This window comes from Maribacter spongiicola (genome assembly GCF_052119685.1).
GTDB lineage: Bacteria > Bacteroidota > Bacteroidia > Flavobacteriales > Flavobacteriaceae > Maribacter > Maribacter spongiicola_A.
This window is the reverse complement of record NZ_JBGQOO010000001.1, coordinates 142,022-157,946: the sequence shown is the minus strand read 5'-3', so window position 1 is coordinate 157,946 and position 15,925 is coordinate 142,022. Positions and strand designations below refer to the sequence as shown.

Sequence of the window (15,925 nt, the reverse complement as noted above, 5' to 3'; positions counted from 1 at the left end):
AAATTAATATGTCACTAGTAAAATTTAAAAGAAGACCTTTCGGGAACTTGATTACACAAGATTTTTTTGACATGGACGATTTTTTTGATAATCGCCAATGGGTAAGAAATATGATGCCAGAAAATTTTTGGAACGGCAAGAGATCAGAGCCTGCTTTAAACATTAAAGAAACCGATGATAATTTTGAAATTGAACTTGCTGCTCCGGGCTTTAGCAAAAAAGATTTTGAGGTAACCATTGAAGACGGGTGTTTGAACATTAAGGCTGAAAAGTCTACTTCAGAAGAAGAAACAGATGATAATTACACGCGTAGAGAGTTTAGTTATAATGCTTTTGAGCGGTCATTGCAACTACCCGATAGTATTAAACAAGAAGCTATTAAAGCAAAGTATAATGATGGTATTTTAAGCTTCAACCTAGCAAAAAAAGAAGAAGCGAAAAAACTACCGCCTAAAAAGGTACTTATTGCTTAGAAATTGTCTTAAAGACAATTTTAACCCCACATTTAATACCCTTCAAACCTTAACCTATTTAACTTTTAAGTTAGTAGATAAGGTTTAGAGGGTATTATAATTTATAATCAACTGATTTCATTTATAAAAATAAACTAATGGTCCAAAAACCGTTTGCTCTGTCTATTGAAAAGGTTGTAACTATTTTAGAAAGCAATGCTCAATCTGGACTTGAAGAACAACAGATTCAAAATCTTTTGAACAAATATGGCCCAAACCAAATTCCAAAAGATGCTCCTAAAAAAAGATGGCGTATACTAGTTGATCAGTTTTTAAATCCTATTCTGTATATCCTTATAGCTGCAGCAATTCTAGCCTTCATTTTTAGTGATGTTATAGAAGGTTTTGCTATTCTTGTTGTTATTATAATTTCAGCAGGTATTGGTTTTTTTATGGAACTAAGAGCAATACGATCTTTAGAAGCACTTCGTAAAATGGGTCAATCTAAAATACATGCTATAAGATCAGGAAAAAGGGTTCATATTAAAGGGATGGAGATAGTGCCCGGTGATATTATTTTATTGCGAACAGGTGACATTGTTCCTGCCGATGCCCGTTTAATTACAATTGATAATCTATTGGTCAAAGAATCTGCATTAACTGGCGAGAGCGTACCAATACGTAAAGTTGTTAAGGTATTAAAGGGAGATTCGCCAATTACAGATCAATACAATATGGTCTTTAGAGGTACCATGGTAACTTCTGGGTTTGGAAAGGCAATTGTTACCTCTACGGCAAAATTTACCCAATTAGGTCATATACAACAACTAGGTATTGATGCATCGCAAGAACATACTCCATTAGATAAAAAGCTAAATGATTTAAGCAAATGGCTCATTTGGCTCACTTTATTTTTTGCACTCGTGGTTATTGTTGCAGGTTATTTTAGGGGAAAAGATATTTTATTAATGATTGAAACCGGTGTGGCGTTAGGGGTAGCGGCAATACCAGAAGGTTTACCCATTGTTGCTACCATTGCCTTGGCACAAGGTATGTTGAGATTATCTAAAAGGCAGGTTATTATTAAAAAAATGGAAGCTGTACAAACCCTTGGAGCTACAGATATTATCTGTACAGATAAAACTGGTACCCTAACAGAAGATCGTATGAAAGTACATACCATTCTTTTTGGCGACAAATTTTTGGATGATGTTTTTATGACCGATGTTTCGATGGCAATCAGAGAACAGCCTATTTTTAAAAATATAATTTTGGCTAGTGTTCTGTGTAATAATGAAAATCTGGGTACTGCAATTGAGGGTCAAGGAGACTCAATTGAACAGGCATTACTAGAATTTGTTATGTACTTAGGCTATGACTCTGTAGTTATAAAAAATGCTAATCCAGAAGAATTGGAATTACCTTTTGATGCGACCAGAAAATTTATGGCGACAGCACATAAAAATGGTAAGATTATTAGAGTATACGCAAAAGGAGCATTTGAAGCTCTTATACCTCATTGCGATTATATAATGGATGAAAAAGAAATTACACCTTTTAAAACGAAAAGTGAATGGCATACTAAAGTGAATACTCTTGCCGACCATGGTCTACGTACTTTGGCCTTTGCCTTTAAAGAAATGAATGAGCTACCGACCTCAGAAACTATAGTTGACCGATTAGTTTTTTTAGGAGTAATCGGTTTTCTTGATCCGGCACGTAGCGACGTTATGGCGACTATCGATGTTTATAAAAAAGCTGGAATAAAAGTGGTTATGGCTACTGGTGACCATCCTGGTACCTCAAAAAAAATTGCAGAGGAAATTGGTTTGTTGAAAAGGGATGCTGATCCAGATGAGGTATTAATAGCCCAAAATCTTAAATTCATAGAGAATATAGATCCAACATTATTTGAAAAAATTTCTAAAGCTTCGGTCTTTGCCCGTGTTTCGCCAAAGCAGAAATTAGATCTTGTTGAATTCTACCAAAAAAACAACCATATTGTAGGTATGATCGGTGATGGAATCAACGATGTACCGGCGTTAAAAAAAGCTGATATTGGCATAGCAATGGGCATTCGAGGTACAGAAGCAGCTAGAGAGGCAGCAGATGTAATTTTAAAAAACGATAAGTTTACAGCCATAGAAATGGCCATAAAACAAGGTAGGGTAATTCTTGAAAATATTAGACAGTTTGTGGTTTATCTTCTTTCTTGTAATCTGGCAGAGATTCTTTCTGTTGGTATAGCGGCATTTTCCAATTTACCATCACCTTTGCTACCAATGCAAATTTTGTTTCTCAATTTAATAACCGATGTTTTTCCCGCATTGGCGCTAGGTCTTGGAAAAGGAGAAAATGACATAATGGAAAGAGCTCCAAAAGACCCCAAGGCACCTATCATCAGTAAAATGGACTGGAATTCAATTGTGTTATTTGGAATGTGCGTAAGTGTAGCAGTTATAGGTATAGTTATGTATACCCATTTTGTGTTGAATTTATCAGAAAAAATTATAAATAATATGGCTTTTTATACCTTAGTAATGGCGCAATTATTCAATGTTTTTAATTTACCACGCCAGACCGAATCTTTTTGGGTCAATGAAGTCACTACCAATATCTGGGTATGGGCTGCAATTGTCATATCTCTATTGTTAACATTTGGAGTAACTCTTATTGCCCCAATTTCTAATGTTCTTTCATTAGGATCTATTTCAATTTATCATTTATTTTTAGTAATTATATTTGCTATGGGGTCATTAGTATTGGCGCAGATTATAAAGCGGTCTATAAAGCTATTTTAAATATTAGTTGTAAAAAATGAAATTTGATGTAGTAGAGTTGCTCATTCATTACATTTTTAATTATTAATATTAGACAAATGCCTTGCCCAAAAAAACCAAATCTTCTTTCCGAAACATCATTGGTTTTTTACTATTCAAATACATGATTATTATCATATTGAATTATAGCAATGACCAATGTCATTTTTATAATTAAGGGTGAATAATACATTTATAACATAACTTGGTAGGATCTCGGGTTTCTTTATAGCGAAAGAAAAAGTAATTGTCAAGAATAGACGATATGTATTTCGTTTAACAAAAAATGTCAAGTATTTGACCGCAGAATATATTGGTATAAATAAAACTCTGCAAACCCAAGGGTGAAGATGGTTACAAATGTCCCGGTTTAAGAGAAAGGGAATAAAGAAGACTATAATAACCTAAGCTTTTACATTAATTAAATTTCACATGTTTTTATACTTAAAGCTACTGTTTTAATTAACAGGTGCCATTTGTAAAATTGTAAATAGTGAAGCCAAACAATGATCATGATTTGAATTATTTGAACTAAAATGACAGAACTAAAAAAGATAGTAAATAAAAAGCTAGAGGTTAGCGAAGCTGCCTTATTTCAAGCTGTATTTGACTCTTCAATGGCAGGTTTGTTCGTTATTGATAGTAGTGGTTCTATTTTGAAGGTTAATGATCAAGCAGTACAAATGTTCGGTTACTCAAAGAGTGCTTTAATTTCAGAAAAATTAGATATTATCTTTTTGAACGATAATTATAAAACCATTGAATTATTAATGAAAAATTCAACCTTTGAGCATGTTCAGCTCATGGGTTTGCATACAAGTGGAAAAAAATATGAAATAGATCTTAGATTAGTAAAAACCATTGCAGAAGGACAAACGGTTTTCGTCATTTTCTGCAAACACGGCGATATTTCGGTTTTTGAAAGTGATAGAAAGCTTCGTTACCTTATTGCTAATGTGCCAGGAATTGTTTTTAGGTGTACAACTGATGAAAATTATTCTATAGAGTTTATAAGCAATGCATGTGAAACTATTACTGGTTATTTACCATCGCAATTTTATGACTCTGGAAATTTAAAATGGTTATCACTAGTTCATTTTGAAGATCAGGTTATGGTAAAGGAGCAAAGAACAAAAGCCATATCAGAGGAAAAAACGTACCAGATATCTTACCGAATTTTAACATCAACCAATAAAATTAAATGGGTGTCAGAAATAGTCTCTTGTGTTCAAGACCGATCAGGCAAAGTAGCTTTTTTAGAGGGTTTTATTCAAGATGTTACCGAACGTACCGAAGCGAAAATATTATTGACCAAAGAAAAACAACTGCTTTGGAAATATTTAGACACTGCAGCTTCTGTGTTTTTAGTCATAAATAAAGATCATACTATTGAAATGGTCAATAGAAAAGGTTGTGAGGTTCTGGGCTATAGCGCCAAAGAATTAGAAGGTAAGAATTGGTTTGACATATGTATTCCAAAAGAAAAGAGAAATAAACTAACTCATTTTTTTGATGATTTAATTAATGGAGATCAAGAAGTACCCGAAATTAAAGAGACCTGGGTATTAACTAAAGGAAATAGAAAAAAGTTCATTCGTTGGCAAAATGCATTGTCTAAAGACGAAAATGGAGTGGTGACAGGTATGATTTGTTCTGGCATTGATGTTACTGAGAAAGTATTGGCAGAACAAAGGTTACATATCAGTATAGAAAAGAATAAGGCTATTTTAAAAGTGGTTCCTGATGTAATGACAGTACATGATAAAAAGGGAAATGTTTTAGAAATACATATACCTGCAGATTCAAATACAATTCTCTCAAAAGAAGATATTGAAGGTAGTAGTTTAAATGAACTTCTTCCATTAAGAGTTGCGAATATGCTTAAAAAAGCTATAGCTAATGTATTACAAAATCAAACAATGCAAATATTAGAAATACAAGCGCCTATAAGAAATAGGATATTTGATTTTGAGTGTAGGCTTGTACCGTTAAATAATAATCAAGTTCTGACCATATCTCGAAATATTTCTAAAACCAAAGAAATTCAAAAAACCTTACGTTTAAGAAATAAGGCTTTGAATGCTGCCGGAAACGGAATTGTAATTGTAGATGCCCAGAAATCTAACTTACCTATAATCTATTGTAATGATGCCTTTACTGAAATTACCGGTTATAACAGAGAAGAGGTAATTGGCATTAATTGTAATTTTCTCCAGAACGATGATAGAGATCAAGATGCAATTTCAACTATGATAAATGCTATTGAAAAAGGGGAAGCAAGTAGGGTGCTTTTAAGAAATTATCGAAAAAATGGTGTTTTGTTTTGGAATGATTTGAGCATAACACCTCTTTTTAATGACAAGAAAAATTTAACTCATTTTATAGGAGTTCAAAATGACGTTACAGAAATTCAAAGAGATAAAAATCAATTAGAACAATACGCAAATATACTTGAAGAAAAAGTTGCAGACCGTACAAAGGAAATAGAATCTACGGTGCAAAAATTAGTAGAGAACAATCTTATTCTTGAAGATCAAATTTACGAAACCAAACTAGCAGAAAAAAAAGCACAAAGAAGTCAAGCTCAACTAATTGCAATAGCTAAAAATTTTCCTAATGGGTTTATTTCTGTTTTCAATTCTGATTTTGAACTCGTATTTATCGAAGGTGAAGAATTAAAACGCATGAACCTAAATAGAGGTAAGTATGAAGGTAAACACGTTGATCATATTTCCGTTTTTTCTAAAATACAATTACAGCATATAAAACGTAAAATTTCAACTACCTTTTCTGGTACGAGTCTTTCTTTTGAAGTTTCGTTCGGGGAATATATTTATGCAGTAAACACGACTCCTTTAAAGTCTGATAACGGACAAGTGGTATGGGCTCTTTTCGTTTATAATAACATAACCCAACAAAAGAAAGTTCAGGAAAAATTAACTAAAGCTTTAAAAATTGAACAAGAACTTAATGAGTTGAAATCACGTTTTATTTCAATTGCCTCACACGAGTTTAGAACGCCTTTAAGTGCAATTTTATCTTCTGCAATTTTAATTGGAAAGCAAAACGAACCAGGTTTAGAAGATAAACGCCAAAAACATGTTACACGAATTCGAACCCATGTAAAACGTTTGGTTGTCATATTGAACGACTTTTTATCGTTAAGCAGGCTAGAAGAAGGCAAGGTGGAAGCAAAACCTAAGTTTTTTGAATTGATAAAATTTTGTAAAACGCTAATTGATGATATGGAATCTGCGAAAAAGGACGAACAAAACATACGTTTTATTCATACTGATGCAGAAATAACGGCTTTTTTGGATCCAAAATTATTAAGTCATCTTTTAACTAATCTACTATCAAATTCATTAAAATATTCAGACGAAGGCAAAGAAGTTATTATAGAAATAAAAAGAGATAATAAAATAATAGAATTCAATATTATTGATAATGGAATTGGTATTGAAGAAAAAGAGCAAAAGAGATTATTCGAACGTTTCTTTCGTGCAGACAACGCTACTTATATTCAAGGTACCGGTCTTGGACTTTATATTGTAAAACAATATACTGAGTTAATGGGAGGTACGGTAAGTTTTAATAGTGAAATTGGCATAGGTAGTACGTTTACTGTGCAACTTAACCTTAACTATAACCTAGATAAATATGAAAAAGATTTTATTAATAGAAGATAATGATGATGTACGTGAAAACACTGCAGACATTTTAGAACTTGCCAACTACGAAGTCATTACTGCCGAAAATGGTAAAATAGGTATTCAAAAAGCTAAAGAATTTTTGCCCGATTTGGTAATATGCGATATAATGATGCCACAAATGGATGGTTTTCAGGTCTTACAAAATTTTGAGAAAGATATTTCAATGGCAAGTATTCCCTTTATTTTTCTTACAGCTAAAACAGAAAGAGAAGATATACGTACAGGTATGAACCTTGGTGCCGATGATTATTTAACGAAACCTTTTCAGGAAAATGAATTGCTAGGGGTAATTGAATGCCGGTTAAATAAACATGATAATCTAAAAAAGGAAATTGTAAGAAATCTGAAAGGTATCAATACTTTTATCGAAGAGGTTTCTGAGTTTGAAGATATGGAGGGTTTATCTAAAAACCATATGCTTAAATCTTATGAAAAAAAGGAAATTATATTTTGGGAAGGAGATAACGCCCATTCATTATTTTTTATTGAAAGTGGTAATGTAAAAACGTATAAGGGTACTGAGGCCGGTAAAGAACTGGTAACGGGATTATACGGGCCTGGTGACTTCATAGGTCAATTGTCCCTTTTGCATGTGGCAGGTACTTATGTAGAGAATGCCGTTATTTTAGAAGATGCTCAAGTTTGTGCCATACCAAAGGCAGATTTTATAAAATTATTATACGGTAACCCTTCGGTCTCACAAAAGTTCATCGCTATGGTGTCCAATAATTTAATCAATGTACAATCTCATTTGGTAGATATGGCCTTTGCATCGGTAAGGCAGCGTGCGGCAAAAGCATTGTTAGAGTTGTATGAGAAAGGGCTAATAAAAGACAAACCCAATGGGGGCATGTCAATACCTCGTGAAGATTTTGCAGGTATGATCGGTACAGCGACAGAAACAGCCATTCGTACACTTTCAGATTTTAAAGATGAGGGTTTAATAACAACTGATAGCGGTAGAAGAATTATAATTCTGAATAAAGAAGAATTGTTAAGTATTGCAGATTTTTAATTTTAAAATAAAATGTGGTGAAACTTGTAACTGATTTTGGTCATTCTGTAAGGTGCTGCTATTGTTTAAATTAGATATCTCGGAAAGTGTTTTAATACTATTGGAACAAAACTTTCTAAGTTATGAAAGCAATACGTTTAAAACAGGAGCAGCAATTTTTTTCAATTAAGAGTTACCAAAAACTTTGGCAATTGAAGACGGCAATACATCAATTGAATATACTTAATGCAAATAACTTACAACTTTCTGTTTTAGGTAAACTAAACCAAAATGCAGTATTGAAAAGTAGCCAGAATGAACAGGCGAATACAGAGTTAAATCAAAACTTAAAAACAATTTTCGGAGTTAAAACGGATTTTGCAACTTTCAACAATCCAGAAATAGGTACGCTTTTTATCACCGGTACTGTAGTATCCCACTTTTTGCAAGATATGTATGGCAGCAAACAATTGGGCGAATTCCCTTCTGGACCTTACGGCATACTTAGAGGTCTTGGTATTTCCGAGAAAAACACATACAACTGTCTGCAAGACTTGAATAATAACTATTTTCTACTCATCATAAGATGTCAAAAACATGAATTGAAGTTTGTAAATGAATTGCTTCAATAAAAATAAATCAATTTTATATGCTAACTGTTGTTATAGATTCTTCGAATTTTAAATAAGGACAAAAAAAAACAGGAAACCAAAGTCTCCTGTTTTCCCGCAATACTTTTGAATTTATGTATGCTTTCAACCAAACTTGTACGCCATCTTATTTCTAAAATGATTTATAAATCGATTTAAACAATCACAAATTTTCTGGCATCGCTATGGTCATCTTTTCCTTACAGAAATGAAAACCAATATCAATTATTTAAAAGAAACCGAGGTGCCGAAGTACCTCGGTTTCCTAGAAGATGTTCTTCAACCCAATCGCCACTTCATAATCCTACTTAAATATATTGCTATAACCGTTCGAGATACAATTAGTATTGAAAGAGTGTTCGTAACCTCTTCTTTTCTTAGATTCTAGGCTCTTAATAAAAAGCTAGATCTGTTTGATTTTCAATGAACGTTTAATTATACAGCTAAAATACAATGTTGTGTCGTTGTTTAAAATGACCTAGGTCAGTTTCTCTATTTTTTTAAACAAATTCAGGATATGATTGTACTACTATTTCATTTTGTACATTTCTTACTCCGGCGGCTTTATATGCTGTTTTTTCAATTAATTCTCTTTCTTTTATAGAATGCACCCTTCCCTTTAATTGTACTGTGTCACCATCAACTTGAACTCGTATGCCTTTTGCCATTATACTGGTATAACGTTCTAAGGCTTTGGTAATTTGATCTTCAATATTATCGGCTTTTAACAAAGGTGTTATTTCTATGTTATTGACGACACCTTTTACACCCAAAAGATTTTGAAGTATATTTTTAGCAGCTTCACGTTGGTGAGACCAGGTTACTTCTCCTGATAAATAGATATATCCGTCTTCAACAAAAATTTTCACTTTTTCGCTAGGTATAGTAGCATTCCATTCAAGGGCATTTACTGCTGCTTTTGCAATTTCTTTATCTGTTTTAGCATATTCATCACCATATTTTACTTCAATATCTTCGGCAACAGCTTTTACACCTTTAACGCGTTTAGCAACCTTATTGGCTAAAGCTTTTTTAAAATATTCGTTGACTACTCCACTTAAAGTAACAATACCATTTTCTACAGTAACTCCAATTTGAGTTTCGTCAATATTAGGTTCAAAAACAAGTTCGTCTAAGATGTCTTGTTTTATTTGTGCATCTGTTTTCATAAAGTTCTATTTTGAATAAAAATACGGTCTACTATTTATTTGTAAAATGATGTGAATCAGTAATGCATATTGTTCTCTTTCAGTTTATAAGTCGATAATTGACACTGATCTAGATCATTTTGTGGTTGTGAACAAATTTCAATTTTTGGGGTAATAATTTCTAAATAATATGAAAATGGAAACAACAAAAACTAATACAAAAGCTGCATTATTGCTGCTAGGAGCAAGCCTAGAATTGCTTCACCAAGAAAGTATGGAATGGTTAGACACTGTTGCCTTCTGGAAAGATGAAACAAAATTCTTCGCCAATCTTTTGAAAAATAAAAAGACTACGGGTTCTGAGTATGCAAAAATGCTAGAAAACTTAGATAAAATTCATGAAAATCTATTTGATTATTTAGAAGAAGATATTTTACTTCATGAAAAGTTATTATCTCGTTTACATAAAGGTGAAAAAGGATTGTCTGATTGGGATTATCGTGAAAAGCATCGAAGTTTAGGGGAGCGAATGGATTTGTTTACCACCGACTTTAGGGAATTTAAAAAAATGGTTTTCGGCTATGTAAAGAAGCTTTAATAATTAAAAACAAAAGCTATGGAAACGACCATCTTCATTAAAGAATTTCGACAGTTAGATAGTATTGCCCGATTCATGGACTTTTACCATAGCTTACAAATGAACTATTTGGCAAGTGATTTATTAGAACAAGGTTTATCACCACAACAGATTACAGATGCTGTAATCAAAGCAATTAACGTTGGCAAGGTCTCAGGGTTGATGATGAAAGAGCATTTTAAACCTGTTTTTAGTGGTTTTAACAATCAAATAATCAACGATTGTAAACTATCTCACTTGGCATATGGTCTTGTATTGTTAAATGCCGATGTAAAACTCACTGTAGTGGGCAATTTTCAGATAAGTGTTTTGAGGTCTCATATAAATAGGTCTTAGTGCATATAAAATCTATAGGAGATTACAATGATGGTTAGAATTAGGCACTATATAAACTCACTTTCTAACGACTAACTGCCCTAATTTTTGTTGAAATCAGCTACACACATTTATAGATTATAGGGTAATATCTAAATACAGCACATTGTATTTTTCATTAAAGCTCACAATTCTTTTATTTGAATGGCAGCATTGATTATTTAAGGGGTGGTAACTCTATGGAACACTATTTTAAAATCTATTTTTTAAATCTCATTTAATTAAAACATTCTTACGGCTACAATGTCTTTAAGGTTTGACTTTTTTTGTGCCAATGTTTTTCTGTGACTTTTTATAATTTAATTCTTTTTATAAAATCTTAAAAAGCCCTCGCTTAACTAGTAAACGAAGGCTTTAAATGGTTTGCGTAATGTACTTTACGCTTAAAACAATATTATACGTAAGAAGGGTAATATTGTATTTTAAGTTTGTTAACAACATCTAATACCCCAGGAGCTCTATAAGCGGCTTTTTCAGCTTCTTCTTTCTCTTTTATAGAATGTACTTTACCACTTAGGGTAACGGTGCTGCCATCTGCTGTTACCACAATGCTTTTGGCATCTATACGAGCAGATCTCTCAAAAGCTTCCTCAATAGTATCTTTTACTAAAACTGGTTTAACTGTTTGTTTTAATTTTATATTATTGGAAACACCTTTTACACCTACTAAATTTTTAATTGCATTTGAAGCAGAATATTTTTGGTAAGACCATTTCACTTCTCCCGTTAGGTATACCCAACCATTTTCAACTTTAACAATAACAGCATTGTCTGGTACTGATGAATGCCATTCTAAAGCTTCTACCGCTGCCTTAGCGATATCGGTATCTGATTTATCTATACTTGATGGATATTTAACTACAATGTCTTCTGCTACCCCTTTTACGCCGCTAACACGTTTGGCCGCTTTTTCTGCTGCGAGTTTTTTAGAGAAGCTATCCACCTCACCGCTTAAGGTAACAATACCTTCGTCTACTGCAACACCAATTTTTGTTTCATCTATACTAGGTTCCCAAGATAATTCGTCTTGTACATCTAGTTTAATTTTTGCGTCTGTTTTCATCTTTATATAATTTATAAGTTACTATTCTTTTTTTACTATTTATAGTTTAAACTAATTGAAGATTTACTTGTTTTTATTCATTTTTATTAGATTTATGTTATACTTATACAAGCAAATGTATATTGATAATGAACTGGTTAAAATGATGTTTATCAGTATCTTATATTTTAACAAATGGTTATGTTGTCTTTAAGAAGAATGATTTAAATCATGTTCAAGATTATATTTTATTGCCTTTTCAATTTTTCTAAAAAGGCATTGGTCTAACATCTGTTTTAACTGATGCCTATGTTTTTTTATGGTCAATTTTGTGTTTGTAGACGAGAATCAATACAAACTACCTCTCAGCTTTTAGTTGTAGTTTGTTGAAAAGAAATAAAAATATTTGAGATGCCATATCATTTATATATCGAAATATGGTTTATTACCGTAGAATGATGGTCGAGCATTTATGAACTATTTTAAAGATCGTTACTTTCTATTTTAAGTACATTAATTATAAAATTCAAATTCTAAATTTTTACATTTCGTCGTAGCCATTTAAAAATGAGCTCAACATCTTTTAGTTGACAAAGTTTAGTTCCTCTTTTGAGTGTGGCTGCGGCGCCACATGCAATACCATATTCGGTCATAACTTTGGCATTTTTACCTGCTTGTGCTTTTATGAGCATACCAGCTAACATGCTGTCGCCAGCACCGATAGTATTTTTTTCATCGACAATAGGTGCAGCTATGTATTGAAATAGATTTGATGTGACCAATAAGGCACCACGCTTTCCTAATGATACCACCATAATTTCGCAAGCATGAGTAGCCATAAATTTTTTTGTTGCTTCTTCTAAAGATTTTGTAGATAAAGTCTGTTCATTGTAGAGGCTCGCAAGTTCATTTAGGTTGGGTTTAAATAAATACATTTCAGATGTTATGGCATGTGTTAAAGCTCTACCCTTTGTATCTACTACAAACTTTGCCTTTTTTTGCTTTACGATGTCACCAACTAGTTTATAATAATTATCGGGGATACCCGCTGTCAACTTTCCGCTAGCAACTAAAAAATCATTTTCATTTAATAAGCCTTGGATCTTTTCTAAACTATTTTGCCATTCATGTTTTTGTACAAAAGGACCAGGTAGGCCAAATCGATATTGTAAATTAGAATTTGTATCATATACAGAAAGATTTTCTCGGGTATTATCCTTCAAATTAATTATACATTGGTCAATAGAATCCTTTGATAATAATTCTTGAAGATGATTCCCCGTTCTACCTCCTGACAGGTATAGTGCAGTTGATTTGCCTCCCAAATTTTTAATAGCACGAGAAACGTTAATACCACCGCCGCCAGAATAAAATATAGGTTCGGTACAATTTAATTTTTGATTGGGAATTAAGCTCGGTATTGTGGTGCTTTTATCAACGACAGGGTTTACGGTAAGAGTTAGTATACGGCTCAAAAGAGTGATTTTAAATGAATGTTTAGTCGCTAATCTCAGTAACCTTCTTAGTGGTATGTTTTTGTTCTGCCTTGTTAATGTTTTCAATACCTTGAAGTAAAGCATCTGGATTAAAGGAAATACTATCTATGCCTTCATCGACCAAGAATTGTGCAAATTCAGGAAAATCACTTGGCGCCTGTCCGCATAACCCAATTTTTGTATGGGTTGATTTTGCGCTTTGTATCGCCATTGAAATCATTTTTTTGGTAGCTACATCATTTTCATCAAATAGCTTTCCCATTATTTCAGAGTCTCTATCTATACCTAAGGTTAGTTGGGTAAGGTCATTAGAACCAATTGAAAACCCATCGAAAATTTCAGCAAATTCTTTTGCGAGAATAACATTGCTCGGTATTTCTATCATGGTATAGATTTTTAAATTATTATCCTTTCTTTTCAGTCCATTTTCAGCCATTACAGTAACCACTTTTTTTCCTTCTTCTATAGTTCTGCAAAATGGTATCATAACCTTTAAATTGGTTAAGCCTATGTCTTCACGTACCTTTTTAATTGCGGCACATTCTAGTGCAAATCCTTCTTTATATAGCTCATTATAATATCTGGCCGCCCCTCTAAAACCTAACATCGGATTTTCTTCGTGGGGTTCAAAATCGGCACCTCCTATTAGGTTTGCATATTCATTGGTCTTAAAATCGCTTAAACGTACAATGACCTCTTTTGGGTAAAAAGCTGCAGCAATGGTAGCAATACCTTGAGAGAGCTGGTCAATGAAATATGCAGGTTTGTCTGCATAGTTTTTAGTCAATTTTTCAATTTCTTTTCGAGTGCCCGCATTTTTGATCTGGTTGAATTTCACCAATGCCATTGGGTGTACTTTGACTTTATGAGTAATTATGAACTCCATTCTAAGTAGCCCCACACCGTCATTTGGATAGCGAGAAAGGTTGAAGGCATTTTCTGGGTCTGCAAGAATTAATTTAGCCTCGGTAAGTGGCATCTGTATTCCAGAAAAATCTATTTCTCTCTCTTTAAAAGATAAGTTTCCTTTATAAACATATCCTGTTCTTCCTTGTGCACAAGACAACGTTATTGTTTCGTTATTTAGAATTCGTTCGGTTGCATTGCCACACCCTACTATTGCCGGTACCCCCAATTCACGAGCTACTATTGCCGCATGGCTTGTTCTACCACCTTTATTGGTGATAATTCCGCCTACTTTTTTAAGCAATGGATCCCAATCTGGAGTAATAGTGTCGGTTATTATAATCGTATCCTTAGCTAAACTTGGCGCTTCGTTCGGGGACTTTAAAATAATAGCTTTGCCCACTTTAATTTTTGACCCAATAGCATTGCCCTGGGTATAAATTTCGCCTTTTTCCAGTAATTGATATTCAACATGAATTTGTTTGTCTTTGTTTTGATGAACGGTTTCTGGTCTTGCTTGGGTAATAAAAAGTTTATTTGAAATTCCGTCTTTTGCCCATTCAATGTCCATAGGTTTTTTGTAATGTTGTTCAATCAACAACGCCCAATTGCCCAAAGTGATAATCTCATCATCTGATAATACATAGGTTTCCTGTTTTTCTTTTTGTGTAGGTATATTTAGGGTGGTCGCCTTTTCGGCCTCGTCGGCATAAACCATGGTTAGTTTTTTATCCCCTAATTTTTTTTGTACGATTGGATACTTTTTTTTCGACAAACTTGGCTTGAATACATAAAACTCATCTGGGTTTATTGTTCCTTGAACAATGTTCTCGCCTAAGCCCCAAACACCGGAAAGCAAGATGATATTCTCGAAACCTGATTCTGGTTCAATAGTAAACCCCACTCCAGAACAACCTTTATCTGAACGGACCATTAACTGTACCCCAACAGAAAGGGCTATGTCTTTGTGCAGAAAGTCTTTGTCTTCACGATATTTAATAGCTCTATCTGTATACAAAGAAGCAAAGCATTTTTTTACTGCTTGTAACAATTGATTCGTCCCCTTTATATTCAAAAAAGTATCATGTTGGCCTGCAAAACTGGCATCTGGCAAGTCTTCTGCGGTAGCGCTACTTCTAACGGCTACGGCCATGTCAGTATCACCACATAAATCGATGTAGGCATTTATGATAGATTCTGTTAATGCTTTTGATAATTCACTTTTAAGAATTAGATTTCTTGCTCGGTCCCCTATCAGTGCTAAATTGGAATATTCTAATCGATCTAAACCGGATATGATATTTTCTAAAGCCTCTTGAATATTATTTTCTTTTAAAAATTTCCAATAAGCAGAAGATGTGGTTGCAAAACCATTGGGTATACCAACACCTTTTGAAGATAATTGATTATACATTTCTCCAAGCGAAGCATTTTTTCCCCCTACTAAAGAAATATCGGTGATACCGATATGTGAAAATTTTTTAATAAGCATACGGTAATGGTTTTAATGTGAAACCAAAATTATCTTAAGGAGGTTTAATTTGGTATGATGTAGGTCATTACCATATGTTTGATTTACTTTTTTTTTAGAAAATTGTATTGGAAAATTTCAGTAATGGTACAGTTATACTATACATGTATAATGTACTTGAGAATAAGAAGGTAGATTTTCTTTTATTTAATTTTCTTTCAA

Annotated in this window: 11 protein-coding genes; 7 read left to right on the top strand and 4 right to left on the bottom strand. The window is 33.1% G+C overall.

What is annotated here, in order from left to right; genetic code table 11:
* Positions 1–8 precede the first annotated feature (8 nt).
* From ACEN2N_RS00600 to ACEN2N_RS00580, 5 genes are all read left to right on the top strand, one after another.
* On the top strand, positions 9–473 hold the full coding sequence (locus tag ACEN2N_RS00600) for an Hsp20/alpha crystallin family protein (RefSeq protein WP_073243118.1): 465 nt from the start codon (positions 9–11) through the stop codon (positions 471–473).
* 137 nt (positions 474–610) lie between these two features.
* Positions 611–3,253 (top strand): cation-translocating P-type ATPase, encoded by a 2,643-nt coding sequence (locus ACEN2N_RS00595; protein WP_441822513.1) that lies wholly within the window; start codon positions 611–613, stop codon positions 3,251–3,253.
* 554 nt (positions 3,254–3,807) lie between these two features.
* Positions 3,808–6,960: a PAS domain S-box protein gene (locus tag ACEN2N_RS00590; RefSeq protein WP_441822512.1), complete on the top strand. Its 3,153-nt coding sequence runs from the start codon at positions 3,808–3,810 to the stop codon at positions 6,958–6,960.
* Positions 6,932–7,999: a response regulator gene (locus tag ACEN2N_RS00585; protein ID WP_441822511.1), complete on the top strand. Its 1,068-nt coding sequence runs from the start codon at positions 6,932–6,934 to the stop codon at positions 7,997–7,999. The genes ACEN2N_RS00590 and ACEN2N_RS00585 overlap by 29 nt, the downstream gene beginning before the upstream one ends.
* Positions 8,000–8,121: 122 nt before the next feature.
* The gene (locus tag ACEN2N_RS00580) at positions 8,122–8,610 is read left to right on the top strand and encodes a hypothetical protein (protein ID WP_441822510.1); all 489 of its coding nucleotides are present in this window, start codon (positions 8,122–8,124) and stop codon (positions 8,608–8,610) included.
* 518 nt (positions 8,611–9,128) lie between these two features.
* Here ACEN2N_RS00580 and ACEN2N_RS00575 read toward each other — a convergent pair.
* Positions 9,129–9,797: a BON domain-containing protein gene (locus ACEN2N_RS00575; protein WP_073243128.1), complete on the bottom strand. Its 669-nt coding sequence runs from the start codon at positions 9,795–9,797 to the stop codon at positions 9,129–9,131.
* A 175-nt stretch (positions 9,798–9,972) separates the two neighbouring features.
* Here ACEN2N_RS00575 and ACEN2N_RS00570 point away from each other — a divergent pair, with 175 nt between their 5' ends.
* Entirely contained in the window at positions 9,973–10,374 is a 402-nt protein-coding gene (locus ACEN2N_RS00570) for a hypothetical protein (protein ID WP_133672339.1), read from the top strand.
* Positions 10,375–10,392: 18 nt separating this feature from the next.
* The gene (locus ACEN2N_RS00565) at positions 10,393–10,749 is read left to right on the top strand and encodes a hypothetical protein (protein WP_441822509.1); all 357 of its coding nucleotides are present in this window, start codon (positions 10,393–10,395) and stop codon (positions 10,747–10,749) included.
* Between the two features lie 433 nt (positions 10,750–11,182).
* On the opposite strand, the gene ACEN2N_RS00560 is transcribed toward ACEN2N_RS00565, so the two are convergent.
* The 3 genes from ACEN2N_RS00560 to ppsA all read right to left on the bottom strand — a co-directional run bounded on the left by ACEN2N_RS00560 (position 11,183) and on the right by ppsA (position 15,724).
* Complete coding sequence (locus ACEN2N_RS00560) at positions 11,183–11,851, bottom strand: BON domain-containing protein (protein WP_441822508.1); 669 nt, start codon at positions 11,849–11,851, stop codon at positions 11,183–11,185.
* 512 nt (positions 11,852–12,363) lie between these two features.
* Positions 12,364–13,305 (bottom strand): 1-phosphofructokinase family hexose kinase, encoded by a 942-nt coding sequence (locus tag ACEN2N_RS00555; RefSeq protein WP_441822507.1) that lies wholly within the window; start codon positions 13,303–13,305, stop codon positions 12,364–12,366.
* Between the two features lie 22 nt (positions 13,306–13,327).
* The gene (gene ppsA / locus ACEN2N_RS00550) at positions 13,328–15,724 is read right to left on the bottom strand and encodes a phosphoenolpyruvate synthase (RefSeq protein ID WP_441822506.1); all 2,397 of its coding nucleotides are present in this window, start codon (positions 15,722–15,724) and stop codon (positions 13,328–13,330) included.
* Positions 15,725–15,925 lie beyond the last annotated feature (201 nt).